Genomic DNA, 26,046 nt, shown 5'->3' on the forward strand with positions numbered 1-26,046 from the left:
ATAGCATGGGTGTTTCTCTATAGACATATTGAGCATGTCCGCATGCGGACATGCGTCATGTCCAATACTGGATATGCACCATGTCCAGTAGTGGATATACTGTGCATCCAGTTATGGGTATAGGGTATTGTACTAGGGAGTACTTGCTTAAAATAACCATATCTAAAGGTTACTCTTCTGGAAAGGTAATATGTTGATAAGCCCCTAAATCGGGTGCTGCGGTACGGTCTACATTTAAAATATCATTAGGCACTTGATTTGCAAACAAAGCCAGACCTTTGTTTATGGCAGCAGAATGGTCTCCTATAATAAGCATATTATTATTGGAATCCATAAAATCGGGTGCTTCGTTAAAAATGGTATTTTCATAGTGGTTGGTATTATTTAAATCGTAGTTGGGCCCTGTAAAATTATTGGCTGTATCTTGAAATTGGATTAAACAGTTGGTAAACTTAAAATTAAAGTTAACAGCAGAGTCTTCTATCTCATCTAATAATATTTCCGCATCGTTATTGCCGTAGATGATACAATTGTTAAAATTGGCTTCAGCAAGATCGGTAATAGTTGCATTGCCTGCTTCATCAACAACAAAATTGTTTAGTAATAGGGCGGGGAACGGCCTGCTGCTTTGGTTCCAATAATTAGCAATGGTACTGTGTGTAAAATTATATGCGCCCCCAAAGGTACCGGCAAACGATGCTTGCCCACTATTGTTAATCACCACATTTTCACCTTTAATGGAAGTATTTCTACCCAGTAAACCAAAACTACTTGAATTATAGATTTGGGTGTTTGATAGCTGTAATTTTGCTGTGGCATCCTCGGGATTGCCATCGCATAAAACACCTACAGTTGCATTTTTAATGGTAGCGTAATTAATGGTGTTATCTACACTGCCGTCAAACAACCAAATGGTGCCCCATTGCCCGGGAACATTAGAAAAAGCAGGTTCTAAACGGTCGCCTTCTAAAATAACTTCGTTTTCTAAAGCTTCCGTATCATTGCTCAAGGCGCCATTAATATGCAGCGAGGCCCCATTGGTAACGATCAAACCGGAATTGTCGTGAAAATGCAAACGTGTCCCAGCCTCAATGGTAAGGGTTTCATTATTAGGCACAGCAGCAAAACCATAAATCACATAGGGTTTTTCATTTGTAAATGTTAGTTCACTAGGTAATAATTCACGGCCTTGTAAAGTGGTTTCAACTGTTTCGCCATCTACCACAAGCTGCAATGTTTCTATTACTTTAGTTGTATTGTCTCTATTAGGATAGATAAAAATAGCATCTTGAACCAGCGTTACTAGCGCCACTTCTTGCAAGTTGGCACCAGTATCAAACTCAATTTGATCGGTGTATAAGTAGTTGCCGTTGGGGTTAGAAAAGTCGTTGAAATCTATGGTTGTTTCAATAAAAACATAAAGACTATCCTTTGCCAGTATTTTAACATTCTCAAATTGTTTTCCAGCCATGCCATCTACATTCAGGCGGTAGTTAGAGGCTTCTCCCAAGGCCAATTTAACCTCCGGAATTACAATATCTTTATTGCTGTTGTTGTATACTTTTAGGTTGTAGGTGCTAGATCCTATATTGGTAAATACAGTATCTAGATAAACAGTGTCTTTAGAAAACTCTAAGCTGCCAGTACTGGGCGCAAAGTCAAAATCTTTACGGCAAGAACTCCAAAGCATCAAAATAAATACAGTTGCAATAAAATAAATAGGTCGTTTCATTAATGCGCGATAGTCTTAAAAACAATTACAATTCAAAAATATAACTTTTGAATTTATGAAATCGTATTGTTGGGGATGTTTCTTTATTTACGGGTTAGCTATTCTACAATGGTGGTGCCATTGCCAAGCTCTACATCATAAAAGGTGCAATTTCTATTAAAGGCACTTAAATAGGCTTTAGAAATGCTTTTCTTAAAGGCTTCAATAGCATCGTTATGAATAAGGTTAATGGTACAACCTCCAAAACCAGCCCCCATCATTCTGGCGCCAAGTACCTGATTGTTCAGTTTGGCTTGTTCTACTAAAAAATCAAGCTCTTTACAACTTACCTTATATTGGTTTTGTAAGCCAGTGTGCGAACTATAAAGTAAAGCGCCGAGTGCTTCTAAGTCGTTTGATTTTATGGCTTTGGCAGCCAAGAGCACGCGATTGTTCTCTTGAATAACGTAAAGTGCTTTTTGGTAATCATCATCATGCACTTTGTGTTTTATGCGTTCTAAATCGGCTTCCGTGGCATCCCTTAGCGCTTTAACTCCCAGTAGTTTAGAAATGTTTTCACAAACAGAGCGCCTATCATTATAGGCGCTTTCAAGCAAACTATGCTTTATATTGGTATCAATAAGCATAAATTGATAATCTTTAAAATCAATTTCAAAGGGTTCAGCTTCTACAGTTCTACAATCTAAAAGAAAAGCATTGTTTTTTATACCAAACATACTGGTGTACTGGTCCATGATACCACATTTTACATCTACATAATTGTGTTCTGCTCTTTGCGATATCAAGATCATTTCCTTTTTTGTAAAGCCTAAATCGAAAAGTTCGTTTAATCCATATACAATGCTGTTTTCCAGAGCGGCAGACGAGGATAAACCAGCACCAATAGGGACATCACCATCAAAGGTCATGCTAAAATCCTCTAAAGTCTTGCCCATTTTTTGAATCTCATAAATAACACCTAAAATGTAATTCCCCCAGCCGTTGTTTTTTAAGGGTTCTATATTTTTAATGGAAAAAACGATGGCCTCGCCTAAAACAATAGCACATACTTTTGATATGTTGGAGTCGCTTTTTTGCATGGCCACGACCATGCCTTTGTTTATGGCAGCAGGAAAAACAAAGCCATCATTATAATCAGTGTGCTCGCCAATAATGTTTATTCTACCAGGAGAAAATATAAGTAAAGGATCGTTTTTAAACTTATTTATGAATTTACTTTTTACACTATCTATTAACACTTGGTTCATTACATTATAAAATTTATTTGAGCATTTTTATGTTCCAGTTTATTTGATAAGTGTCCTTTGGCTTTAGGGTTTGTAATCCCATATTGTTGTTAAAGCTATTAGAGACTCCTGTGGTTGGTTCAATGGCTATGGTATGCGCTTTAGGGGGGGTGTATATTTGTAGATAACTCTCTTTGGAAGATGCACTTATTAATAGCGCGTAATCGGGTGTGTTAAACTGTATTTTATTAGTGTTCAATACAAAACAGTCATCAAGTTTTTTATCCTTAATTTTAAAATCTTTGGTATTGTGTGCTTTTATAGTTCCTGTGGTAATGGCTTGTGCATCAAAAACCAATTGCTCATCACTATTAAAACTCAAGCTGCTGTTGTATAGGTCCTTACTATTAAAATAGGGGTGCCAGCCTATGGTAAAAGGAAATGTATTGCTATCGGTATTGGTAATGGAAACATTTAAATCTAGGGCATCCTTTTTTAATATATATTCCAAAACAATACTATAGGTGTAAGGAAAGCCAGAGGGTTTACTGGTTTCGTCGTACATTAACTTCACCGAAGTAAAATCATCAGTTACAGCACTGTCAATCACCTTAAACGGTTTATTAAAAACAAAACCGTGCAATGCATTGTTTTTGGCCTTTTCGTTGATGTTAAGTTGGTATGTTTGGCCGGCATATTGGTACTTGCCATCTTTTATTCTGTTGGCAAAAGGGAAAAGGATGGAGGAGGCGTATGTATCACTATAGGGCAATGGGTGTAAGTCTGCTATAACCGTTTTGCCGTCTAGGATTAATTCTTGTAAACTTGCTCCCAATTTTGAGTGTATTTTAGCAGAACTGGTATTACTTGAAGTTTCAATTTGAATATAATCCTTATCCAATGTCATGGTTTTTTTAAATTTTAAGCAAACATAAATAATATATTTATCTTTTTCTTTCTATAACATTATTCTTTCTATAACATTATATAATAGCACTTGGCTAATTAACTGTTCTGGTAAGGGGGTAGGGAAGGTTGTTAAAGCCCATTGCCAACTTATTAGTAATGGGCTTTTAATACTAAACGTTCCTTTTTTGAAAATATTTGCTAAAAAGAAGGAACAGGACGCCACATGATAACCAGGTTGGAAGCGTTACGAACGATAAGAACACTTCAAACTGTATGGATATAAAGTAGAATACCCCAAAACTTATGGCCCAAGCCAATAAAACAGACTTGTTGAATTTAATATTGGCGTATTCGGCATAATTTTTAATAATGCCGAACTTTTTATAAAAGAAATGCTCAAAAACAATTACAGCGCCCACAGGTGCTAAGATAAATCCGTACAGTGCTACAAAATCCAATAATTTCATGGCAAATGCTGGAAAAATACCAGCAAGTGTTGCCACACTACCTGCAATAATGGTTACCCAAAATGTAGAGGCTTTTGGCATGATGGCTTGAAAAGCCAAACCAGCACGGTATATAGTGGGGTTGGCTGTTGTCCAACCAGCTAATATTACAGCAATAATTCCAAAAACTCCAATGGCGTTATATGCTAAGGGCCCAGGTGCTACCGATGGTGCTTCACCATTGGATAGAAACGCTTGTGCCTCGGGCGATCTTAAATATACAGCATATAATAAGCAGGCGGCTATCCATGCCATATAATGGCCTACATACATTCCTGCGGCAGTTGTCCAACCAGAACTTGCCTTTTTGGCAAAGCGAAAAACGGATAGGTCGGACATTCCTATGTGCATAGCGGCATTAGCAAACCAAGACCAAATAACCACATGCCAAAAGGTATATTTTATTTGTCCAGGGAAAGGCTCTGAACCTGTACCCCAAATATCCCAAAAATCTGAGAAGCTACTAACGCCTAATTGGCCTAAGGCAACAATACCACAAGCTAAAAAGGCCAAAACAATGATGGGAGACATCCAGTTGGCTGCTTTTGAAACCATATCATAACCACGCGCAGCAATTAAAGAAATTACAGTACCAAGTGCTATAACAATAACAACCCAAGTAACACCGTTGGGCATGGTGTCCGATAATTTGGGCATAGGCATATCAAACGGTATTCCAACTGCAGTGGCCGAAACCGTTATCATAGAGCCTGCTAAAAAGCAAAATAGTATACCATTGGCTAAGTTATAGCCTGTTACAAGGTTTTTACCGCATATCTTTTCAAGCTGGTAGTATAGGGTTAACCTGTTTTTAACAGCAATTTCGGCTGTTAAAAAACGCCAGCTTAATACAGCTAAAAAGTTACCTATTAAAAGACCAATAATTAAATCGAAGGCGCTAACGCCGGCTGTTAAGAATAATGGGCCTATTATAAATTCTGTTCCTGCGGCATGCTCGCCGGCATACATGCCAAGAAAGCTTTTCCAGCTTTTTAATTTAGATTCTGGTACAGGGGTTCTTTCAAATTCCCCGCCTACAATGTCTTCTATAACATCTTCTTCTTTGTGGTACTGTGTCATTGGTGGTAATGTTTATTTAGTTAGTAATAGGTGTTATTTTATAATAAAAGGGACATGTTTTTTTAATGAATAATTCTTTTTAAGGAACTTAGAGTTCAATTTCTTGTCTGATATCGAAATAGCAGCGCCTAATGCCGACCCCAAAGAGGAGTCTGTAGTACGCAGCTTTTTGTCCCTAAAGTAATGTGACAGTAACTTTATGTACAGGTCGTTGTCGCTAAAACCGCCATCTACGTAAAGGCGCTTTATGGCATCATTGCCAATAACGTCCTTAATACTCTTTATCTGTAATAGTACCAGTTCTACCATAAGCTGGTGGTAGGCGTGTTCAAATTTGGTGTAAGGTATCTTGGTTTCGCTCGGCATGTTGGGGTCCACGATACCCTCCCATTTAAACATATGCTCAAAGTTTTTGGTGATCTCAAAATAGGTATCATAGTCAAATTTTACGTGACGGTGGAAGTCTTCGGCAACCCCAAAGTGGGCATCCAGTTTTTTTACCTGTATCTTGTATTCGTTCCCTAGGAACAAGCGTGTGGCCTTAACGGGCTTGCCGTTAATACGCATGTAATTAATAGAGTCTTTGTTTTTACCATCATCATTAATAGGGTGTTCTGTAAAAGGATTTAAAGCAATGCTCCAAGTTCCTGTTGAGACTAAAACAAACTTTTTCTTTACGCTTCTAACGTAGGGCAGTAACGCTGCAGAGCTATCGTGTATACCCACGCCAATTTTAATACGCTTGCCATTGTAGTTCATGTTTATACTAGTCTCTGTAGATACAATAGTGGGCAGGATACGGTCCAGACCCTCTGTGTATACCCATTGGTGATAATCTTTCTTGGTATAGTCCCAAAGCGCCGTATGGCAACCAATACTGGTGTACTCACTAAGAGGTATCCCTGTAAAGATATAACTCAGGTATTGAGGCAAGTGCAGTGAATATCTTATCTTTTTAAACACTTCGGGCTTGGTGTGTTTTATCCAGTAGAGTTGTAGGCCCGAGTTTAAAAGACTCAGGTCAAAACACCCCGTGGTGCTTAAAAAATCTTCTTTTGGACCATATTTTTCAATAAACGAATCAATAATGCCTTGGTCTATGGGCTTGGTATAATTGTAAAGTGGAGTTAGTACATCCCCGTTTTCGTCTAAGTGCACAAAACTAGCGCCATAGGTTGAAAAGTTGATGGCCTGAACATTGAATTCAGATGCCTTTAGGATATTGCTAAAAACACGCTTCAGCCAATCCTGAAGGGCTTCCAAGTTTTCAGTTGGATAGCCATCCTCGTCTTGAACCTCATCAAAATGGATATATTCCTTGTGTACCTCCTTGTAATCCTTATCAAATAGAAAGAACTTTTTGTTGGTTTTCCCAATATCAAAAACAGCTGTTACGTCAATCATATAAATTATTATAATCCTGTTGCCACGGTGTTCTTGCCGCGTTCTTTAATAAGTTCGTTCCTTACCTGTAATGTGCGGTAAGCATTTATAGGGCTTAGGGCGCCACCTGCCTCTAAACGTGATTTCTCAAGTAAAGGCCTTACGTCGGTTCTATAAGCGTCCTGTAACAGCTCCTGGCACTTCACCACATCATTAGCCTGCTGTGCTGCTTTTAGTGCTTCTTGGTCAACCAAAAGTGCCTTGGCATAGGCTTCTTGTATGGCCTCAAGGGACTGTATCAAATCCTCTAAGGGGTCCTTTACGTTATGACTGGCATCAATCATCCATGCCAGATCTGGGTTTTGCGGATTGTTCTGCATGCCGTACACCAGTTCATTAAAGATCAGGAAGAGGGCATAGGGCTTAATACTGCCTACGGTTAGGTCGTCATCGCCATACTTGCTGTCGTTAAAGTGAAACCCGCCCAATTTGCCTTTTAGCATGAGTATAGATACAATTTGTTCTATGTTACTATTTGGTAAATGGTGCCCCAAGTCTACAAGCGAATATGCTTTTTCACCACAGGCATTGGCAAGCATGAAAGAGGTACCCCAATCTTGTATAACCGTACTGTAAAAGTTAGGCTCGTAGGGCTTATATTCAATAAGCATGCTCCAATCACTAGGGAGTCCCTTGTAAATGGACTTTAAACTGTTTTCGGTATTTTGAAGGGCCGTTTGGAAGTTGTTCTGTCCTGGAAAACAGGAACCGTCTGCCAACCAAACTGTCAGGCTTTTAGACCCCAATTGGTTGCCAATGTTTATAACATCCAAGTTGTGCTGTATGGCCTGTTGCCTTACGGCTTCGCTGGTATTGCTTAATGAGCCATATTTATAACTTTCTTTAGCATTTGCTTGGTCTTGAAAGGTATTGGAGTTTACCGCATCAAACTTAATGTCCAAGCCGTGCGCTAGTTCTTTTATGGCTTTATAATCTTCTGGAATGTCCCAAGGGATGTGCAGGGACACAGCACCAGCAGTTTTTGTAAGGGCATGAAGTACTCCTATGTCCTGTATTTTTTGTTCTAGGTTTGAGGGCTCCCCATAAAATGAGAAACGTCCAAATCGGGTACCACCAGCTCCCAAGGCCCAACTTGGAATGGCTACTTGAAAATCTTTTAGCCTGTCTATAATAGCATTAACGTTCATGCCTTTATTGGTCAATTGGTTTGCTAAAAAATCAAAATGCTCATGATGCGATTTTAGCGTTTTGCTATTGGTGTCCTGTATTTTACCCTGTTCTATTTTCATACGTTTATTATTGTTTAGATTCATCGGTCAACCTCTCTATTCTCTATTCTCTATTCTCTATTCTATACTCCCCATCCATTATTTAAAAAAAAACTTCCATATATAACTTAATATGCTATGGAAGTTTTTACAAATTAAAACTAACTCAAATTTTATTATCTTACAAATGCATTTGCCATTCCACCATCAACATTAACAATGTTTCCAGTTGTTTTGTCTAGTATGGCCACCAATGAAAACACACCGTTGGCAATATCTTCAGGGTAAATGATCTCGTTCAATAAATTTCTTTTTGCATAATGTGCGGGCAGTTCATCTACAGAAATACCATAGGCTTTGGCACGTCCTTCGGCCCAAGCGCCTTCCCATATCTTGCTACCAACAATAACGCCATCAGGGTTTACCACATTTACACGTATTTTGTCTGGTGCCAGTTCTGCTGCCAAAAGGCGCGACATGTGCTGCTGTGCAGCTTTGGCGGTTCCATAGCCTACGTTGTTGGGCCCAGATACCAGTCCGTTTTTGCTGGCAATGCTAATAAAGTTACCACCCAATCCTTGCTTACGCATTATTTCAACACCGGCCTTGGCCAGTTCAAATTGTCCCTTTACCAGAACGTTCTGTAGAATGTCCCAGTCCTTTTCTGTAGTCTCTTCGATGGGTTTAGATATAGCCAACCCAGCACTGTGAACAATAATGTCTACACCACCAAATTCTATACAGGCCTTTTTATAAGCCGCTTTTATAGAATCATAGTTAGTAACATCGCATACCGCATAGGCAGCAACATCACGTTTATAGGTTGTATGTGCTTCTTTAAGGCTATCCTCGTTAATATCGGTAAGTACCACATTGGCACCTTCAGCGGCGAATTTATCTGCTATGGCTTTACCAATACCACCACCGGCACCGGTAACCAAGGCTACTTTACGGGATAGTGGTTGCTCTTTGGGCATACGCTGTAGTTTGGCCTCTTCCAATAACCAGTATTCAATATCAAAAGCCTCTTGTCTTGGCAACGATGTATAGGCCGAAATGGCCTCGGCACCGCGCATTACGTTTATGGCATTAATATAGAACTCACTGGCTACACGCGTAGTCTGTTTGTTTTTTGCAAAGCTGAACATCCCCACACCAGGGTAAATGATTATCACCGGGTTAGGATCGCGCATGGCGGGACTGTTGTCCCTTTTGCAAGTATTGTAGTAATCGGCATATTCTTGTCGGTATTGCTCAAATGCAGGTTCTAGTTTTTTAAGAATTGCATTGGCATCCGATAGGTCCTCGTTGGCATCCAATGTAAGTACCAAGGGCTGTATCTTTGTTCTTAAAAAGTGGTCCGGACAGGAGGTGCCCATAGGTGCCAAACGCTCCAGGTCGTTACTGTTAATGTACTCCATCACCACATCGCTATCGGAAAAGTGCCCAATCATTTGGTTTTCAGATGAGCACAGACCTCTTAATAGGGGCATTAACTGTGCTGCTTTTTCCAAGCGGTCCTCTTTTGGAAGACTTTCCACTTTTTGGCCACCAAATACGGTGCCTTTTTCTGCTATTTTGTTTGCTATATATTCAGAAGCCTTTTCAATAACTTCCAGGCTGTTTATGTAACATTCGTAGGAGGTATCTCCCCAGGTAAAGAGTCCGTGACTTCCCAATACAATACCTCTAATACCAGGATTGTCATTCAGGCATTTCTCCAATTGTAGGCCCAGGTCAAACCCAGGTCGTTGCCAAGGCACCCATCCCATAGTATCGCCCCAAATCTCTTTGGTTACCTTTTCACTGTCCTGTGCGGCAGCTACGGCTATAAGGGCATCGGGGTGCAAATGGTCTATGTGAGCAAACGGCAGTAGGCCGTGCAATGGCGTGTCTATAGATGGCGCTTTACTATCTAGGTCATAAATACAATGGTTAAAGAGTCCCACCATACGGTCCTCGTCCTCCAGGCCGCCATAAACATTCTTCAGGTCGCGCAGCCTGTTGGTGTAAAGTCCGGCAATGCCCGAACGTGTTAGGGTACCAATGTCTCCACCAGAACCTTTTACCCACATCACCTCGACATCCTCATTGGTCAACGGGTCTTTTTCTATGGTTTTACAACTGGTGTTCCCTCCTCCGTAATTAGTTATTCTTAGGTCGGCACCTAATATATTAGATCGGTACAAAAATAAAGCTACTTGGTCATCACCTAGTGCATTGGCCTTATCGTCGTCCCAAAGATAGTCTACGTACTTAAAATTTTTTACAATTGTATTCATGTGCATTATTAAAATATTTCAAAGCGAAATTAAATCAAGAATTAAATGTTTCTATCCTGTACTGTACTGTAATCAAGCAATTAATTAGCTTTTTAAGTTATATTATAAGAGAAATTAAACAGGATGTCAAGCCCAAAGTTTTTTTGTTTCGTATTGATTGTGAATTTATTATGAATTGATAGGTAGTTATAACCTAATATAAAAATGTTTTTCCCTAATTTTGGGGCAGTATAGTACAGGGCAGTATTCCTTTGGGTTATATATAAATTTGTTTTTGGAACGGACGAGAGAAGAGAATAGAGAATAGAGAATATATATTATAGAAAAGAGAAAAGAGATATGAGTTTATTTAACATAGAAAACAAAGTCGCCTTGGTAACAGGTGGCGGGGGCGTATTAGGGGGTAGTATAGCAGAATACCTACTGCAGCAAGGAGCAATCGTTATTATTTTGCATTATAAACAAAAAACGGTAGATGAAACCGTTAAGCGCATGGCGGCCATTAGTGATAAAGTGGATGGCTATGTTTGTAATGTGGTAGACGAAGCTAGTCTTGAAGCTGTATCTAAAACCATTATCTCTAAATATGGCACCATCGATATTTTGGTTAATGCTGCAGGAGGCAATATGCCCGGGGCTACTATTGGTCCTGACCAATCGATCTTTGATTTAAAGTTAGACGATTTTAAGCAGGTTGTAGATCTTAATTTATTTGGAAGTATTTTGCCATCAATAGTATTTGGTAAGCATATGGTTAATAAAAAAGCGGGTAATATTATCAACATATCCTCTATGGCAGCCGATAGGGCACTTACTCGTGTAGCGGGCTATTCGGCTTCTAAAGCGGCCATTAGTAATTTTACTAAATGGTTGGCTGTAGAATTGGCCCAGAAGTATGGGGATGGTTTACGGGTTAACGCCATAGCACCAGGATTTTTTATCGGTAATCAAAACCGCGCTTTATTGCTAAATGAAGATGGCAGCTATACCGATAGGGGCCGTACCATTATTTCAAATACCCCAATGAAACGTTTTGGCCATGCTGATGAGTTGAATGGCGCCTTACATTATTTGTGTTCCGATGCCTCAAAGTTTGTTACGGGCATTGTAGTTCCAGTTGATGGTGGCTTTGGAGCTTTTAGTGGAGTTTAAAAAAAAATATAAGCATGCAAGAAACATTTAGGTGGTTTGGCAAATCAGACCCAGTTACATTATCACATATAAAACAAGCAGGTGCCACAGGTGTGGTTACTGCATTGCACCATGTAGCCAATGGCGAGGTTTGGGAAGTTGCAGAAATTTTAAAAGTAAAGCAGGCTATAGAGGCCGAGGGCTTAACCTGGGCATTTATAGAAAGCATTCCTATTCATGAAAATATAAAACTAAGGACGGGCGATTATTTACAGCGTATAGAAAACTATAAGCAGAGTTTAATAAATGTGGCATCTTGTGGCATTAAAAACGTATGCTATAATTTTATGCCTGTGTTAGACTGGACGCGTACGCACCTCTATTGGTCGTTGCAAGATGGCAGTACAGCCTTGCGGTTTGATAAAGTGGATATGGCTGTGTTTGAATCCTGTATTATGGAGCGCCAAGGGGTGGAAGCATCGTATACGCCGGAGGTTTTAGACGCTGCTAAAGCACGTTTTAAAACCATGTCTCCAAGTGCTAAAAACCGGTTGGAAGCTAGTGTGTTAAAAGGGTTACCGGGTACGGTAGACGATTTAACCATACCCGTATTTAAGGAGATGATTGCACAATACGATCATGTATCGCATACCGATTTAAAAGCAAACCTGTCTTATTTCTTAAATGAAGTTATACCTGTTTGTGAAGCTCACGGTATTAAAATGGCCATTCATCCTGATGATCCTCCTATGGATATTATGGGCTTACCCAGAATTATAAAATCTGAAAAGGATTTAGAGGATTTGGTAGGCTTTATTGATAGCCCGGCAAATGGTATTACGTTTTGTACAGGATCTTTAGGGGCCAACCCAGACAACGATTTACCAAAGATGATCCGAAAGTTCAGTGATAAAATTCATTTCCTGCATTTAAGAAATGTAAAGCGGGAGGCCGATGGGAGTTTTTATGAGGACAATCATTTGGATGGTTCTTCGGACATGTATGATATTGTTAAGGCTGTTTTAGAAATTGAACATGCACGCCAGGTACAATTGCCCATGCGTCCGGATCACGGACATCAAATGTTGAATGATTTAGAAACCACAAGTGCTTATGCTGGCTACACAGCCATAGGGCGCTTAAGAGGATTGGCAGAATTACGGGGACTTGCGCTTGGCATTTCTAGAAGTAATGAATGAGTTGTGGGTTTTGATAAGCTAAACCCAAAAAGAGATAATGAACAATAGAAGTAATAATGTCAGGTTTAGCATTTTGTTAAATGAATTTAACTAGTGTATGAAATGGACATGTTTAGCCAGCAATCCCATTGTCACCTCGAGCGCAGTCGATAGGTTTAACTGTCAAAATTTCAAAACCATTAGTAAAAGATGTTAAAGATAGCAAGCGAAGCTTAACGCGATTTTTTAAATGATATCTGTTCAAGGTTCTCGACTGCCTGCCTGCCGGACAGGCTGGCGCTTGAACTGGCAATACGCAAGTAAATGAATTATGAAGCAATAAAACATAACAATAAAAAATGAAAGTCGGTTTATTTATACCATGTTATATAAATCAATTATATCCCCAAGTTGGAATTGCCTCCTTAGAGCTTTTAGAAAAGTTAGGGGTGGATGTTGACTACCCCATGGGGCAAACATGTTGCGGACAACCTTTGGGGAATTCGGGTTATGAAACCGATTCTAAAGGGGCTTGTCAATTATTTGTAGAAAATTTCAAGAATTACGATTATATCGTAGGGCCTTCGGGTAGCTGTGTGTATCATGTTAGAAAGCATTTTGATATTTTAGAGCAAACCCCCGATGTGGTTAAAGTTAGAAACAACACCTACGAGCTTTGCCAGTTTATATACAAGGTGCTTGGTAAAACCGATCTAGGAGCATCCTTTCCGCATAAAGTGGGTATTCATAAAAGTTGTCACGGACTCCGAGGCTTGCGGCTAGGGTCTTGTTCGGAGCGTATGGACGCACCGTATTCTACTGAAGAAAGTCTGCTTAATGCCGTTAAGGGCTTGGAGCTAAAAACCTTGCACCGTACCGATGAGTGCTGTGGTTTTGGCGGTACATTTTCGGTATTTGAGGAAGCCATTTCCGTTAAAATGGGCAAGGATCGCATACAGGATCATCTAGATAGTGATGTTGAAGTCATTACCGGGGCAGATCACTCTTGCTTAATGCATTTAGAAGGTTTGATAAATAGAAACAACCAACCGCTTAAGGTTATGCACATTGCAGAAATTTTAAACAGTAGCATTTAATATGGCACACGCAGAAGAAGCAGCAATATTCAATAAGGACGAAGCTAAAGTAAATTGGCACGACAAAGCCCTGTGGTTTGTTAGGCAAAAGCGCGATAAGGCAGCCCATAATGTTAAAGGTTGGGAAACACTTAGGGACCTGGCATCGGGCATAAAAGCCAATGTGTTGTCCAATTTAGACAATTACTTGGTACAGTTTGAAACCAATGCCCAAAAAAACGGGGTTACCGTACATTGGGCAGCCAATGCTGAAGAGCACAATAAGATAGTACACAGTATTTTACAAAAACACCAGGTAGAAAAGATTGTTAAGAGCAAATCCATGCTTACCGAAGAATGCCACTTAAACCCCTATTTAGAAGCCCAAGGTATGGAGGTAGTCGATACCGATCTAGGTGAGCGCATTGTACAATTGGCCGAAGAGCCACCCAGCCATATCGTGTTGCCAGCCATACATAAAACCAAAGAAGATGTTGATGTTTTGTTTCAAGAACATTTGGGTACAACACCCAGTAATGGCGATCCGCAGTATTTAACCAACGAAGCCAGAAAACATTTGCGCCATAAATTCTTAAAGGCCGATGCAGCCATAACAGGCGTTAATTTTGCCATTGCCGAAACCGGGGGCATTGTAGTTTGCACCAATGAGGGTAATGCCGATATGGGAGCGCACTTAGCAAAAGTGCATATAGCCTGTATGGGTATGGAAAAAATCATCCCCGAAGAAAAGCATTTGGGAATCTTTTTGCGCTTGTTGGCAAGAAGTGCTACCGGACAACCCATAACCACCTATTCCTCGCATTTCAATAAACCAGCACCCGGTACCGAAATGCACATTGTTATTGTAGATAATGGAAGGACGGAGCAGCTAAGTAGAGAAGATTTTAGGCGATCCCTGCACTGTATTCGCTGTGGTGCCTGTATGAATACCTGTCCTATTTATAGGCGCAGTGGGGGGCACAGTTATAAATCGACCATTCCAGGGCCTATAGGCTCTATTTTATCTCCTGGGATAGATCTAAAAAAACACAGTTCCTTGCCGTTTGCATCCACCTTATGTGGCTCCTGTTCTGATGTTTGTCCTGTAAAGATAGACATCCACGAGCAACTATATAAATGGCGTCAAATTATAACCAAAGACGTTCCACAGCCCGTCGTTAAAAAATCCATTTTAAAAATGGCTGGACATGTACTGTCCAACTCCAAACTGTATGGGTTTATAGGGAGATCGGCGCGATTTATGCTAAAACACACCCCAAGGTTTTTAATATATTCCAAATTAAACGCTTGGGGAAAAGCTAGGGAATTGCCAAAAGTAAAACAGGATAATTTCGATCAATGGTACCAAAAAAGAAAGAAACATGAGTAGTAGAACAGCCATTTTAAATGCCGTTAAGAAAAACAAACCCGATTTGTTGCCTTTACCTGAAATCGATCTAAACGTTTTTGCCGAAACTGTTGATTTGGTAGAAACATTCAAAAACCATGTTGCACTTGTAGGGGGGGAGGCCATCGAATTGGAAAATGCATCTCAAATAGATGCCGAGATAAAAAAACGGTATCCAAATGCCGAAAAAATTGTATCTTGTGTAAAGTCGTCGCAACTGGGTACCATTTCCATTTCCAAAGATACCCCGCCACACAGTTTAGAGACTATCGATTTAGCCATATTGCAAGGTGAATTGGCTGTTGCAGAAAATGGGGCGGTTTGGGTACCAGAAAACGAGTCTACAATTCGTGTCTTGCCATTTATTACCAAGGATTTAATTTTGGTAGTTTCAAAAAATGACATTTATTTGCATATGCACGATGCTTATAAGGCTATTTCAAAACGTGATCGTACCTTTGGCGTATTTATTTCTGGGCCATCAAAAACAGCAGATATAGAACAATGTTTGGTTATTGGAGCTCAAGGTGCCATTAGTTTAACGGTTTTGGTGGTTTAATGCGTGTAGAAGTTATGGGGTTCAAAGTTTTATAATTATATTGCAGGGTAATCGATTGTATAACTACCAATAACGAACAACTAATAAAAATAAATTAAAATTATAAATTATGTCAATCACTTATGAATCGCGTTATGCATCAAGCCCACAAGGGGTAAAAAGTTATGATACAACGCAATTACGAAATGAATTTTTAATAGAAACACTCTTTGAGTCTGATAAAATAAACTTGGTGTATTCGCACTACGACCGTTTTATTGCAGGCGGGGCTATGCCCGTTGGAAAAACAATTGCTTTAGAAACTATCGATCCGCTAAAGGCTCCGTATTTCTTAGAGCGTAGAGAGTTGGGTATTATTAATATTGGCGAGAGTGGTACGGTAACTGTAGATGGAACGGCTTATGAGCTAAACCATAGAGAAGCACTTTATATTGGACAAGGCAATAAGGACGTAACATTTTCAAGTAAGTCCGGTAGCAGCCCAGCCCTGTTTTACCTTAACTCAGCACCCGCACATAAAGCCTATCCAGTTAAGAAAATAGGTGTTGACGATGTGGAAGTAATCGAGTTGGGATCTGCTGAAACGGCCAATGCCAGGACCCTTAGAAAATATATTGTAAACAGTGTGGTAGATGTATGCCAATTACAAATGGGTATGACGACCATTAAACCAGGAAGTAGCTGGAACACCATGCCAGCACATGTGCACGACCGTAGAATGGAAGTGTATTTTTACTTTGAAATTCCCGAAGGCCAATCGGTATGTCACTTTATGGGACAAACCAATGAAACCAGACATATTTGGATGCAAAACAACCAAGCGGTTATTTCACCACCTTGGTCTATCCACGCAGGATCTGGTACCAGTAATTATTCCTTTATTTGGGGTATGGCTGGGGAAAACCTGGATTATGGCGATATGGATGTTTGTGCCATTCCTGATTTGCGTTAAACTTTTATAATAGAGTAGAGAGACGAGAATAGAGAATAGAGAGTAGAGAGGTGCTCACTGTTGTGGAATGGATTAACGAACAATAATAGAGATATAAACCCTTCAGATTTTAAAGCCTGAAGGGTTTTTTTAAAATACCAACTTAATATGAAATATACCTGTTATATCATTCTTTTAGTGGTAGGAAGTCTTTATGCACAACCTAATCAGCGTTTTGAAAATGAAGTGTCTGCCATTACAAAGCGTTATAACAGTAGTGATACCGTGCATGGTATTGCTAATAAAGAAACCGTTGTATTTACAGGAAGCTCTAGTGTAAGGCTGTGGCGCAATCTGCAAGACCTGTTTCCTAATTACTATGTTATAAATTCCGGATTTGGTGGCTCGCATGCTTCCGATTTATTGGGGTATAGCGATTCCCTTATTTTAAAGTACCATCCCAAAAAGGTGTTTATCTACGAGGGGGATAACGACCTCTCTGCCAAGAAGCGTCTTAAAACCATATTAAGTGATTTTGAAGCTATTATTACCAAGATTAAAGCGCAGGACCATGCCACAGAAATCATCATTATCTCTCCTAAACCCAGTATTGCCCGTTGGCACCTTAGGGGCAAATACAAACGCCTTAACAGAAAACTAAAACGGATTTGTGATAAGGACCCCAATTTAGAGTTTGCCAATGTATGGGACATTATGCTCCACAAAAGAATGCCAAAGCGGGAGCTTTTTATTAGTGATGGCCTGCACATGAATGTCCAGGGATATGCCCTTTGGTATGCGGTTATAAAGGGTTATTTGGAATAGGCCGTTGTTTTAAGGCAACGTTAATATTATCTTAATTCATCGAATTTGTGCCAATAAATTCGTTATACCCCTTATAAATTAATAGTTTTGTACACATACAAAACAAGAAACAATAATTATGAGTCAAGTAAAAGCGAATGATACCGTAAAAGTTCATTACACAGGAAAATTAAGTAATGGTCAAGTTTTTGACAGTTCTTTGGAACGTGGTCCTTTAGAAGTAACCTTAGGGGAGGGCAAACTTATTCCTGGTTTTGAGAAGGGTATCATCGACATGAAAGTAAACGATAAAAAAACCATTAATATCCCTGTGGCCGAAGCTTATGGCGAGGTACAAAAGGAGTTGTTCCATGAAGTAAAAAAGGAGCAGTTGCCACAGGAAATCACACCAGAAGTAGGTATGGGCTTAACGTCTAGAAATCCCGATGGGAGCGAGGTGCAATTTCGTGTAGCCGAGGTTCATGACGAACATATTGTTATAGATGCCAACCATCCTTTGGCAGGCCAAGATTTAACGTTTGACCTGGAGTTGGTTGAAATTAAATAATTGATTTTAACTTCACAGTAAATTACTTTTAAAACAGCAAATAAAAACCATGGTAGTCTATGCCGTTTGTGCATATGGTTACCATGGTTTTTTTAAGAAGCAACGTTGTAAAAATAGGGTGGTGTTAAGCAACCCCTAGGGTATCATCTAAAACACCACTACGCAGGTTGGCACCTTTACCATAGCCCCTGCTCACTTCCAAAATGTAGCTATCCGCTATTAGTGTGGCCAGGTATGCCAAACTACAAACGAAACAGGGTTTCATATACCACCGTTTCGCCTTCTTTTAGGAGGTTGAAAAAGGAGGGTGTATGCGATTGTTTTGGCCGCAATGGATTAGCGGTTTTGTTACTGCAAAATAATTGAAGTTCATTTACAATAATTTCATGTTTTATTTATAAATATCTGAATAACAATATTTTGTAAGCGCATGTTCTTTTATAAAATTTTTTATAAACATGATAATTATCATTTTAAAAACAGGATTTAGGTTGTAAATTAAAGGGCTAAAATATTTGTTTAACTATTAAATTTTAAGGTATGTCTCTTATTAAATTTAACAACCGAAAAAGACTATATCCATGGTCTGAAGACGGCTTAAAAGGCTTCTTAGGATTCGATGATTTATTCGAAGAAGAAAACCTGGTACCAGCCGTGAATGTTATAGAGCACAAAAACGATTTTGAAATTGAATTTGAAGCTCCGGGGTTTACAAAAAATGACATCAAAATTACCATTGATGACGATGTGCTTACTGTACATGGTGAAAAGAAACAGGAAGACGAAGCAGAAGAAGATGGCTATACCCGAAAAGAGTTTAGCTATAACTCTTTTCAACGTTCTTTAAAGCTTCCTAAAACCATTAATACCGACCAAGACGTTAAGGCTGTTTACAAAAATGGTATTTTGAAGTTAAATCTGAAGAAAAAAGAAGCTGCTAAAGAAGCTTCTAAAAAAGTGATTGAAGTTGTTTAGATAACGCTATGGAAACTTTGCCCAAAACACCAAAATATGATGTATGGTTAAGTGCTGATAATATACATGAAACCATACAGAAATGGCTATCGGAACTCTTGTTTATTGAGGACGAACAGCTATTTTTTGATGATCTTGTAAAGCACTACACTTTACAACTTATAGACTCTAAACATTTTGAAGAAAGTAAGCGTATTATAAATACGCTAAGCCAATTACAAAAGGAAACTAACACCCATATTAAAGCCATAAAGCTCCATGATAGGGATTTTAAAATCCTGGTTGATGGGAAGGACCAGATTATGGAGGAAACTGCATATAAAAAGCAGCACAAAACACTTGGTGCAACCATACAAAACTTTGTAAAAGACTATCAAGCGTTTAAAAGGCAATTGTTCCAGCTTATAAAAGATATTATAAGAGAACAAAAGCAAAAACGGCTATTGCAGTAAGCGCTTGGTGGGCGTTAGGGAAGGCCATCTAAAACATTGTTTTGGGTGGCCTTTTGTATTGTTGGTATATGCTGTATGGGCATAAAACATTTAAGCTGTAACGTTTTTGTTTTACAATCGTCATACTGTTTTATGGAAAGAGATATACCATTACTACTTAATACCATTGGTGTAGGGAATTTATTTTTATTGTCGGTGCACCAATTAACAAGAAGCCAAAAGCAGTCTAGTAAGCGCTATTTTTTGGCCGCTGTTTTTTTTATTTTAAGCTGGGTAACTTTAAATACGATATTAAACCACAGTGGTTACAGTAAATTATTTAATGGGTTTGAACCTGTATCTAATGCTTTACTTTTTGCATTGGCTCCCACACTTTACCTGTATGTTAAAACATTGCACAACAAGGTTGCTATGCTTTCATGGATAAAGCACTTAATACCCTTTTTTATCTATTCACTACTATCACTTTTTTCTTTTTTAACGGCACATTACCATATTTTTGGGACAAACACTATTATTAAGGTTGGAGGATTGCCATACCAAATTGTTTGGAATGCTTATTTCTTTGTTTACGTAGCTGGTATATTTGCTTTTATAAAAAAGACCAATCTGCCTTTAAGTTTTTTTTCTAAAGTATTGGTTGTTGGTGTTATGCTTACCTGGAGTATTAATTTAATTTTATTCTTATATCGGTTTTTTATAGCTCCCTTGCCTTCTAACTTATATCTTAATATTACCTTGTTTTTTACAGGAATAAGCATTGTGTATTTATATGCTACTTTAAAGGAAGTACCACAAAAAAGAGCCCGCTTTTTAAAAGCAGATTTGGATATTGATATTACGCCTAAAGTGTTTGTTAATAATATTATTGAACAAAATATATACACAAAACCTGATTTGAGCATTCGAACTTTATCTAATGAAATAGAAATTCCATATTATAAACTAAGTACATTTATTCACAATGAGTTTAATCAAAACTTTAATGAATTTATAAATAGCATTCGCATACAAGAATTTATTAAAGAGGTCAACAAGAATGGTCACGAGTCCCTTACCATTATTGGGCTAGCCGATAAAGTAGGGTTTAAATCCCCATCTGTTTTTTACAAGGCCTTTAAAAAAGAAACAGGTACTACACCAACAAAATATATTGATGCCCTAAAGTTATAATTTGTATTGTTCTGATTTTAAAATCGAAACAAAACTTATTTGGTTATAAACCTTACCTGCCATTATTTTGCTTGCATCATTAATCAAAATAAATCAAAATTATAACATGAAAAAGCTCTTAACCTTTTGGGTCATTTTTTCTATTTCTTATTCTAGTTTGGGAAGTACTTGCTCTAATGAAATATCAATTACAGATGACCAAACAACAAAATATTCAATAACCATTAATAACCTTGCCGAAAAGAAAGCATACATAGAAGTTTCCTTTATACCCAGTAGCAATACCTTATATATGGCACCCGGAGCAAACCAATTGCCCAATAGATGGGCTACTTTTGTGTCGGACATGAAGTTGTATAATAGTGAGAAAGCGCTATTGGACGTCCAAGCGTTGGGTAGTGCCCAATGGTTAATAAAAACACCGCAGAATGAAAGACTGGTTTTAAGATATACTGTTAACCTAACCCATGAAGATTATGAGTGGGACAGTGGTTTAGACGGTGTTGCCTTTAACACAGATTGGGGTGTTTTTTGTACAACAAGGGCTTTGCTTATTCTTAATGAAGATGATAACAGCAATGCGATTGTAAATATTAACATACCAGATTCGTGGAAACTAACAACTTCGTGGGCGCCTATACCTAATACAAAAAACACATTTAACGTAAAGAATCATGAAGCATTGTCCCAATCGATGTTTTTTGCGGGGACACAAGAAGAAGTGATTATCGATAAAGAAGGGTTTAGATTAATTTTTGCGCTTGGGGGAGCCGATATTGTTAAAAGGAAAGCATATTACGCTTCTATGGCTTCTGGAGTATTGAATTATTACGAAACATTAATGGGTGGCTTGCCAAAACTAGAATCTGCTACATTTACGGTCTTTATAAATGCTTCCAATAAAACTGATGGCGAGGTTATTGGCAATAATATAAGCATATTGGTGGAAAAAGGGGGCGACGATATGTCCAAAAACATTTCCAATTTTATTTTCTCTCATGAGTTTTTTCATTTGTGGAACGGCAAAACATTTCTTCCGCAAGATGAAACTGCTGAATGGTTTAAAGAAGGGGTTACCAATTATTACGCCCTTAAAGCATTGTATGATATTGGCTATTTAACAGAGGCGTCCTTTGCTAGTGTTTTAGATGGGCTATTTTTTAATAAATATATAACAGATAGTGGATTGGGTAAGTTGGCCTTAATTGCAGGGCATGAAAAGCATGCCCATTGGGGACTGATTTATGCTGGTGGCCTTTTTGCTGGTATGGCACAAGACATACAAATACGTTTAAAGTCTAAGAATACTAGAAGCTTGGACGATTTAATGCGGTATCTTTATAAAAACCATTCTGGGAATGATAAGGCCTATACTTTAGGCAATTTAGAGCAACTTTTGTCAGACTTAAATAAAGAAAACCAAAGCTCTTTTTTTAAGAACCATATCTATGGTACAGAACCTATTCCTATAGCAACGTACTTGTCTAAAATAGGATTTGAGGCACATGTGGAGAACAATAAGCTGATTATTGACAAGAAAGCGACCCTTTCGGAGCTTGAGCGCCAAATGATTAATGGCATGTACGGTATTCTTGAATAGACTGTTTTTATAACCAAACTTTTAAATTAAAGAGATGTTAAAAAAAATACTGTTACCAGTCGCATGTTTGTGTTTTGTATGTTGTAAATACCAAACAGACAATGTACAATTGATAGACCTTAAGACCAGTTCTGGACATAGTTTTCAAGGTGAATTAAGGACGATACATGTAAAAGAGAACAGGGAAAAGAACAATTCCCCTTTAATTGAAATCCCCTTTCTTAGAATTAAAACAGGATATTCAAACCCATTGCCCCCCATTTTTTTACTAGCGGGAGGACCGGGTGATGATCCATCAGTTTTACAAGAATTAGAGGCCATTGCACCGCTTTTACATGAGTTTACTTTAAAAAGTGATGTGGTTGTTATAGAACAGCGCGGTAATGGCCTTTCTGTGCCAAACTTAAAATGTCCTGGAGTATTTAATTTACCTTTGGATAAACCTTTGACCTTGGCGTCCTTCACACAGGTATATAGAGATTTTATTGCTTCATGCAGTGATTATTGGGAAGAAAACCAAAGGGACTTGTCTGGTTATAACGTTATTTCCATGGCTGATGATATTGATGCTATTAGAACACGTTTAGGCTATGATAAAATCATGGTTTTTGGTGGTAGCTTTGGTAGTCATCATGGTCTTACTTACACCAAGCGCTATCCAGAACATGTAGATAGAATTTTGTTGGATAGCCCCGAAGGGCTTACACATACTGTAAAGTTGCCATTAAATGCAGACATTATTTTAAATCAACTTTCCGATATGGTAGCAAATACCCCAACTTTAAACAAAGAAATACCTTCTTTTGTTAACTTGGTAAAGAACCAGTTATCTCATTTGGAAAGCTCTCCCCAAACCGTTAAAGTAAAACACCCCAATACCAATAAGTTGGTAGATATAGTTGTTGGGAAATACGACTTGCAATTAATAACGGCCTTAATGCTGGGTAGAAAAAAGTATAGAACACTTCCTTATCGCTATCTACAAATGAAGCGAGGGGATTACACTTGGCTTGCAGAAGAAGCTATTGGAATACGGGTTAACCAAGAAGAAAATATGATGGCTGTATTGACCGATTGTGCTTCGGGGGCTACTGCCAAAAGGTGGTCGCGAGTTAAGAAGGAGACAACTGAAGCCGTTTTAGGAGATGCGCTTAATAATATTATCTTTTCTGCCTGCGATTTACTTCCCAACAAAGACCTGTCTGCAGAACTATCCAGCCCCTTTTATAGTGATAATATTCCCCTTTTATTGATTTATGGCACTCAGGATGCAAGAACACCTCCTAGCAATGCCAAAGAAATTATGAAACATTTTAAAAAGGTTAAAACAGTATGCGTAACTAATGGCTCACATGATTTGTTTAAAGAAGTGCTAAAGGATATAAAGCCTATTATGATAGGTTATTTAACCGCATTAAATCCTGAAACATTTCCTATACCAGCACATATTACAGCACCAATTGACCTTAAACTGGACTAAGGGATAAAAAACATGCCAAAGCCTGCCAAGCGGTAACAGGTTAAGGCAGTTTTAACAGGTTTTCTGATCGTACCACCCAATCGCCATTTTTAGGAAACCCAGGAGCATGGTCGTCCGGACCATCATCCCAACCCGCAGCCATAAGCCCAACAGCTTCAAGAAAGGCACCATTTACGGGTAAATAACAAGGGTTGTTAATGCCTTCTTTGGGTCTGGGAACATAGCCTGTTTTATTAAAATGGGCTTTAGGTGCATTGTTTGTAACAATATCCACTGCGGTCTCACGATTGCCCAATCGTGCTGCTGTTAAGGCACCTTTGCCCATACTCCAGCTAACAAAACTGTTAAGGCCATTACGTTCCATAATGGCATTGAATGTATTTTGCATGATTTGAGGATCGATAAACTCGGTTTCTGGTAGGTAACCCAGAGCCATAATCATGGCGGACGAATAGCCTCTCTTGCGATCATACATTTTAGGATCAGATTCCAATTCTACATATTTACCATCTTGTATGGTGGGTCTTGCCAATTTCTCAAGAATGGTATCCCATAAAGGGTTTCGTGCCATACCAAGACGTTCGCGCCAGTCTTGAGCTACTTTAAGCCCATAGTACCATTGTGCCAGTTCGAAAGTTGGGTTCATGGTGGTGTTTTCTTCAGTGCTTTCATTCACACTTTTTATGGGCGGCCCCAGAATATAGCGATCGGTATTTGAATCATACCAAGCGTAAGATGCCAAAAAATTGGCCGACTCAAAAACGATGTCCCTATACTTGTTAAGTGTTGCTTCGTCTGGATGGGCTCTATAGACCAACTCAGATAAATAGATGGGGTTTGAGGCGTTCCATATAATAAAGGGGTTAATGTCTCCCGGACTGATGCGGCCATTAATACCAGACATTTTGGGCCAACGGGCACCTTCAAACCCTTTACTTTTAGCATCGGCCATAGCCGTTGGCAAAATATTTTGGTACCAGCCTAGGCCTTTTTCAAGTAGATCGGTATGGTTCCATTGGTAAAACTGTGCAGCATGAATCCAATACACCTCAGAGTTATGCTTACCATACCAGCTAATATTGGCCAATCCAGTTTCTTGAGGAGGAAAGGCTCCCGAATAGTTTACTTTAACAAGGTAAAGCGACAGTATAGTTCGGCGTTCCAGTTCGTTGGCCCGTGGGTCTTTACTGCCACTAAGATCTATAATGCCACCTTTTTCCCAGTAAGTTTTCCAGGATTCTGCACTGGCACTTAGGGTTGTTTTAAAGTCAGCCATATTTGTTTCCTCTAAAGATGTTGTATATTGGCAAGTCAGTTCCAGATTATTAGTCCCCGTAGCATCCAATACAAATTCATGAGCGTTTAGTTGTTGCCATGTAGCCATACCTTTCCATTGTATTTTAACGTAATACATACTGGTATCGATGTGACGTTTTAATACAACGCTATGATTGGTTTTTAAAATGATTTCAGTTTGATGTTGATCTGGTTTACTCCAATCGAATGCAGGTTTATTTTTTTTAGAAAGGTCATAAGCATAAGGAAAACGAAATGTAGGCTTTAGGTCGCCAGATTTTAATAAATCTGATTTAAGATGAAAGGCTACCAGGCTTAATTCTGGGTGGCTAACGGTTTGCACTGCTACCGCTTGGTTATTAATAGTAAATTGACTGCTTATGTTGCCTTTCCAAATATCCAGTTTTTGTTGAATGTTTTGAATCATTTCAGGTTCTAAAGGCTTATTGTCACCCGTTCTTAAACTTATTTGCCCCATAGCAATAGGGTGGGGGTTCATCCTGTAATAATCGCCTGCTTCGCTTTTTTGTAAACTGGCATAATGTATTTCACGGTCGTGAAACTTAGTGGCTTTGGTGGCATCTTTTAACTGTAGATTTTTAGGGTTTGGAAAGGCATGCCATGCCCATGTGGTACGGGTTTCTAAAGGGATACCATTGTTGTAATAATAGTTTTCTAACGATTGCATACCTGTTACATCGGCAGTATATGCAAAATCACCATTGCCCACCGTCATAGCTGCAAGCGGATCAATTTCCTGTAAGGTTACATTATGGCGGTTTACAATTTTAAAACGGTTTAATGTAGTGTCTTGGGTGGGTTGTTCTTTTTTAGATTGGCAAGCAGTAACTAATAATGCATAAAATATGGCAATGGTGGTTAGAACCTTGTTTGTGTCTTTCATTTTACAGTCTTGTTGGAGTTATTTAAAAGGGTACTAAATATATAAAAAAGATGGATGCCCTTGTTTATAATCCATTTAAACTACAATAAAATTAAGTAACCTGA

The 26,046-nt window shown here is 38.8% G+C and carries 22 protein-coding genes; 13 read left to right on the forward strand and 9 right to left on the reverse strand.

Features of this window, described 5'->3' with window-relative positions; all coding sequences use genetic code 11:
• Window positions 1–169 precede the first annotated feature (169 nt).
• The 7 genes from AC5SR4_RS14225 to AC5SR4_RS14255 form a co-directional block, all read right to left on the reverse strand.
• Window positions 170–1,732 carry a hypothetical protein gene (locus tag AC5SR4_RS14225; protein ID WP_495356940.1) on the reverse strand — a complete coding sequence of 521 codons (1,563 nt, stop codon included), beginning with the start codon at window positions 1,730–1,732 and terminating at the stop codon, window positions 170–172.
• Window positions 1,733–1,830: 98 nt separating this feature from the next.
• A complete protein-coding gene (galK, locus tag AC5SR4_RS14230) occupies window positions 1,831–2,979 on the reverse strand; it encodes a galactokinase (protein ID WP_495356941.1) in 1,149 nt (382 codons plus the stop codon).
• Between the two features lie 13 nt (window positions 2,980–2,992).
• Window positions 2,993–3,865, reverse strand: coding sequence for an aldose 1-epimerase (locus tag AC5SR4_RS14235; RefSeq protein WP_495356942.1), 873 nt, complete (start codon window positions 3,863–3,865; stop codon window positions 2,993–2,995).
• 172 nt (window positions 3,866–4,037) lie between these two features.
• Window positions 4,038–5,453, reverse strand: a complete 1,416-nt coding sequence (locus tag AC5SR4_RS14240; protein WP_495356943.1) for a purine-cytosine permease family protein — start codon at window positions 5,451–5,453, stop codon at window positions 4,038–4,040.
• Window positions 5,454–5,486: 33 nt separating this feature from the next.
• On the reverse strand, window positions 5,487–6,857 hold the full coding sequence (locus AC5SR4_RS14245) for an FGGY-family carbohydrate kinase (RefSeq protein ID WP_495356944.1): 1,371 nt from the start codon (window positions 6,855–6,857) through the stop codon (window positions 5,487–5,489).
• A gap of 8 nt (window positions 6,858–6,865) precedes the next feature.
• A complete protein-coding gene (locus AC5SR4_RS14250) occupies window positions 6,866–8,146 on the reverse strand; it encodes a sugar isomerase (RefSeq protein ID WP_495356945.1) in 1,281 nt (426 codons plus the stop codon).
• Window positions 8,147–8,301: 155 nt separating this feature from the next.
• Window positions 8,302–10,407, reverse strand: a complete 2,106-nt coding sequence (locus AC5SR4_RS14255) for a bifunctional aldolase/short-chain dehydrogenase (protein WP_495356946.1) — start codon at window positions 10,405–10,407, stop codon at window positions 8,302–8,304.
• Between the two features lie 339 nt (window positions 10,408–10,746).
• Between AC5SR4_RS14255 and AC5SR4_RS14260 the strand changes: the two genes are divergently transcribed.
• The 8 genes from AC5SR4_RS14260 to AC5SR4_RS14295 all read left to right on the forward strand — a co-directional run bounded on the left by AC5SR4_RS14260 (window position 10,747) and on the right by AC5SR4_RS14295 (window position 18,062).
• On the forward strand, window positions 10,747–11,559 hold the full coding sequence (locus tag AC5SR4_RS14260; protein WP_495356947.1) for an SDR family oxidoreductase: 813 nt from the start codon (window positions 10,747–10,749) through the stop codon (window positions 11,557–11,559).
• 14 nt (window positions 11,560–11,573) lie between these two features.
• Window positions 11,574–12,737 (forward strand): mannonate dehydratase, encoded by a 1,164-nt coding sequence (gene uxuA, locus AC5SR4_RS14265; RefSeq protein WP_495356948.1) that lies wholly within the window; start codon window positions 11,574–11,576, stop codon window positions 12,735–12,737.
• Between the two features lie 338 nt (window positions 12,738–13,075).
• Window positions 13,076–13,813: a (Fe-S)-binding protein gene (locus tag AC5SR4_RS14270; protein ID WP_495356949.1), complete on the forward strand. Its 738-nt coding sequence runs from the start codon at window positions 13,076–13,078 to the stop codon at window positions 13,811–13,813.
• 1 nt (window position 13,814) lies between these two features.
• Window positions 13,815–15,182: a lactate utilization protein B gene (locus tag AC5SR4_RS14275; protein ID WP_495356950.1), complete on the forward strand. Its 1,368-nt coding sequence runs from the start codon at window positions 13,815–13,817 to the stop codon at window positions 15,180–15,182.
• Window positions 15,175–15,759 (forward strand): LutC/YkgG family protein, encoded by a 585-nt coding sequence (locus tag AC5SR4_RS14280; RefSeq protein ID WP_495356951.1) that lies wholly within the window; start codon window positions 15,175–15,177, stop codon window positions 15,757–15,759. The genes AC5SR4_RS14275 and AC5SR4_RS14280 overlap by 8 nt, the downstream gene beginning before the upstream one ends.
• Window positions 15,760–15,868: 109 nt before the next feature.
• The gene (kduI, locus tag AC5SR4_RS14285) at window positions 15,869–16,711 is read left to right on the forward strand and encodes a 5-dehydro-4-deoxy-D-glucuronate isomerase (protein WP_495356952.1); all 843 of its coding nucleotides are present in this window, start codon (window positions 15,869–15,871) and stop codon (window positions 16,709–16,711) included.
• Window positions 16,712–16,858: 147 nt separating this feature from the next.
• On the forward strand, window positions 16,859–17,515 hold the full coding sequence (locus AC5SR4_RS14290) for a GDSL-type esterase/lipase family protein (protein ID WP_495356953.1): 657 nt from the start codon (window positions 16,859–16,861) through the stop codon (window positions 17,513–17,515).
• Between the two features lie 118 nt (window positions 17,516–17,633).
• A complete protein-coding gene (locus AC5SR4_RS14295) occupies window positions 17,634–18,062 on the forward strand; it encodes an FKBP-type peptidyl-prolyl cis-trans isomerase (RefSeq protein ID WP_495356954.1) in 429 nt (142 codons plus the stop codon).
• 124 nt (window positions 18,063–18,186) lie between these two features.
• Here AC5SR4_RS14295 and AC5SR4_RS14300 read toward each other — a convergent pair whose 3' ends face one another.
• Window positions 18,187–18,327, reverse strand: a complete 141-nt coding sequence (locus AC5SR4_RS14300) for a hypothetical protein (RefSeq protein ID WP_495356955.1) — start codon at window positions 18,325–18,327, stop codon at window positions 18,187–18,189.
• Between the two features lie 275 nt (window positions 18,328–18,602).
• Between AC5SR4_RS14300 and AC5SR4_RS14305 the strand changes: the two genes are divergently transcribed.
• The 5 genes from AC5SR4_RS14305 to AC5SR4_RS14325 all read left to right on the forward strand — a co-directional run bounded on the left by AC5SR4_RS14305 (window position 18,603) and on the right by AC5SR4_RS14325 (window position 23,742).
• Window positions 18,603–19,037 carry an Hsp20/alpha crystallin family protein gene (locus AC5SR4_RS14305; RefSeq protein WP_495356956.1) on the forward strand — a complete coding sequence of 145 codons (435 nt, stop codon included), beginning with the start codon at window positions 18,603–18,605 and terminating at the stop codon, window positions 19,035–19,037.
• 8 nt (window positions 19,038–19,045) lie between these two features.
• Window positions 19,046–19,489: a hypothetical protein gene (locus tag AC5SR4_RS14310; RefSeq protein ID WP_495356957.1), complete on the forward strand. Its 444-nt coding sequence runs from the start codon at window positions 19,046–19,048 to the stop codon at window positions 19,487–19,489.
• Between the two features lie 132 nt (window positions 19,490–19,621).
• Window positions 19,622–20,662, forward strand: coding sequence for a helix-turn-helix domain-containing protein (locus AC5SR4_RS14315; protein WP_495356958.1), 1,041 nt, complete (start codon window positions 19,622–19,624; stop codon window positions 20,660–20,662).
• A 106-nt stretch (window positions 20,663–20,768) separates the two neighbouring features.
• On the forward strand, window positions 20,769–22,262 hold the full coding sequence (locus tag AC5SR4_RS14320; protein WP_495356959.1) for a M61 family metallopeptidase: 1,494 nt from the start codon (window positions 20,769–20,771) through the stop codon (window positions 22,260–22,262).
• A 34-nt stretch (window positions 22,263–22,296) separates the two neighbouring features.
• Window positions 22,297–23,742 carry an alpha/beta fold hydrolase gene (locus AC5SR4_RS14325; protein ID WP_495356960.1) on the forward strand — a complete coding sequence of 482 codons (1,446 nt, stop codon included), beginning with the start codon at window positions 22,297–22,299 and terminating at the stop codon, window positions 23,740–23,742.
• A 40-nt stretch (window positions 23,743–23,782) separates the two neighbouring features.
• Here AC5SR4_RS14325 and AC5SR4_RS14330 read toward each other — a convergent pair whose 3' ends face one another.
• Entirely contained in the window at window positions 23,783–25,942 is a 2,160-nt protein-coding gene (locus tag AC5SR4_RS14330) for a hypothetical protein (RefSeq protein WP_495356961.1), read from the reverse strand.
• Between the last annotated feature and the right edge of the window lie 104 nt (window positions 25,943–26,046).

This window comes from Aestuariibaculum scopimerae (assembly GCF_059428085.1).

Excerpts from the sequence above, each read along its gene's own strand:
- AC5SR4_RS14225 (WP_495356940.1), bottom strand. The coding sequence starts at position 1,732 with ATGAAACGACCTATTTATTTTATTGCAACTGTATTTATTTTGATGCTT.
- galK (WP_495356941.1), bottom strand. The coding sequence starts at position 2,979 with ATGAACCAAGTGTTAATAGATAGTGTAAAAAGTAAATTCATAAATAAG.
- AC5SR4_RS14235 (WP_495356942.1), bottom strand. The coding sequence starts at position 3,865 with ATGACATTGGATAAGGATTATATTCAAATTGAAACTTCAAGTAATACC.
- AC5SR4_RS14240 (WP_495356943.1), bottom strand. The coding sequence starts at position 5,453 with ATGACACAGTACCACAAAGAAGAAGATGTTATAGAAGACATTGTAGGC.
- AC5SR4_RS14245 (WP_495356944.1), bottom strand. The coding sequence starts at position 6,857 with ATGATTGACGTAACAGCTGTTTTTGATATTGGGAAAACCAACAAAAAG.
- AC5SR4_RS14250 (WP_495356945.1), bottom strand. The coding sequence starts at position 8,146 with ATGAAAATAGAACAGGGTAAAATACAGGACACCAATAGCAAAACGCTA.
- AC5SR4_RS14255 (WP_495356946.1), bottom strand. The coding sequence starts at position 10,407 with ATGAATACAATTGTAAAAAATTTTAAGTACGTAGACTATCTTTGGGAC.
- AC5SR4_RS14260 (WP_495356947.1), top strand. The coding sequence starts at position 10,747 with ATGAGTTTATTTAACATAGAAAACAAAGTCGCCTTGGTAACAGGTGGC.
- uxuA (WP_495356948.1), top strand. The coding sequence starts at position 11,574 with ATGCAAGAAACATTTAGGTGGTTTGGCAAATCAGACCCAGTTACATTA.
- AC5SR4_RS14270 (WP_495356949.1), top strand. The coding sequence starts at position 13,076 with ATGAAAGTCGGTTTATTTATACCATGTTATATAAATCAATTATATCCC.
- AC5SR4_RS14275 (WP_495356950.1), top strand. The coding sequence starts at position 13,815 with ATGGCACACGCAGAAGAAGCAGCAATATTCAATAAGGACGAAGCTAAA.
- AC5SR4_RS14280 (WP_495356951.1), top strand. The coding sequence starts at position 15,175 with ATGAGTAGTAGAACAGCCATTTTAAATGCCGTTAAGAAAAACAAACCC.
- kduI (WP_495356952.1), top strand. The coding sequence starts at position 15,869 with ATGTCAATCACTTATGAATCGCGTTATGCATCAAGCCCACAAGGGGTA.
- AC5SR4_RS14290 (WP_495356953.1), top strand. The coding sequence starts at position 16,859 with ATGAAATATACCTGTTATATCATTCTTTTAGTGGTAGGAAGTCTTTAT.
- AC5SR4_RS14295 (WP_495356954.1), top strand. The coding sequence starts at position 17,634 with ATGAGTCAAGTAAAAGCGAATGATACCGTAAAAGTTCATTACACAGGA.
- AC5SR4_RS14300 (WP_495356955.1), bottom strand. The coding sequence starts at position 18,327 with ATGAAACCCTGTTTCGTTTGTAGTTTGGCATACCTGGCCACACTAATA.
- AC5SR4_RS14305 (WP_495356956.1), top strand. The coding sequence starts at position 18,603 with ATGTCTCTTATTAAATTTAACAACCGAAAAAGACTATATCCATGGTCT.
- AC5SR4_RS14310 (WP_495356957.1), top strand. The coding sequence starts at position 19,046 with ATGGAAACTTTGCCCAAAACACCAAAATATGATGTATGGTTAAGTGCT.
- AC5SR4_RS14315 (WP_495356958.1), top strand. The coding sequence starts at position 19,622 with ATGGAAAGAGATATACCATTACTACTTAATACCATTGGTGTAGGGAAT.
- AC5SR4_RS14320 (WP_495356959.1), top strand. The coding sequence starts at position 20,769 with ATGAAAAAGCTCTTAACCTTTTGGGTCATTTTTTCTATTTCTTATTCT.
- AC5SR4_RS14325 (WP_495356960.1), top strand. The coding sequence starts at position 22,297 with ATGTTAAAAAAAATACTGTTACCAGTCGCATGTTTGTGTTTTGTATGT.
- AC5SR4_RS14330 (WP_495356961.1), bottom strand. The coding sequence starts at position 25,942 with ATGAAAGACACAAACAAGGTTCTAACCACCATTGCCATATTTTATGCA.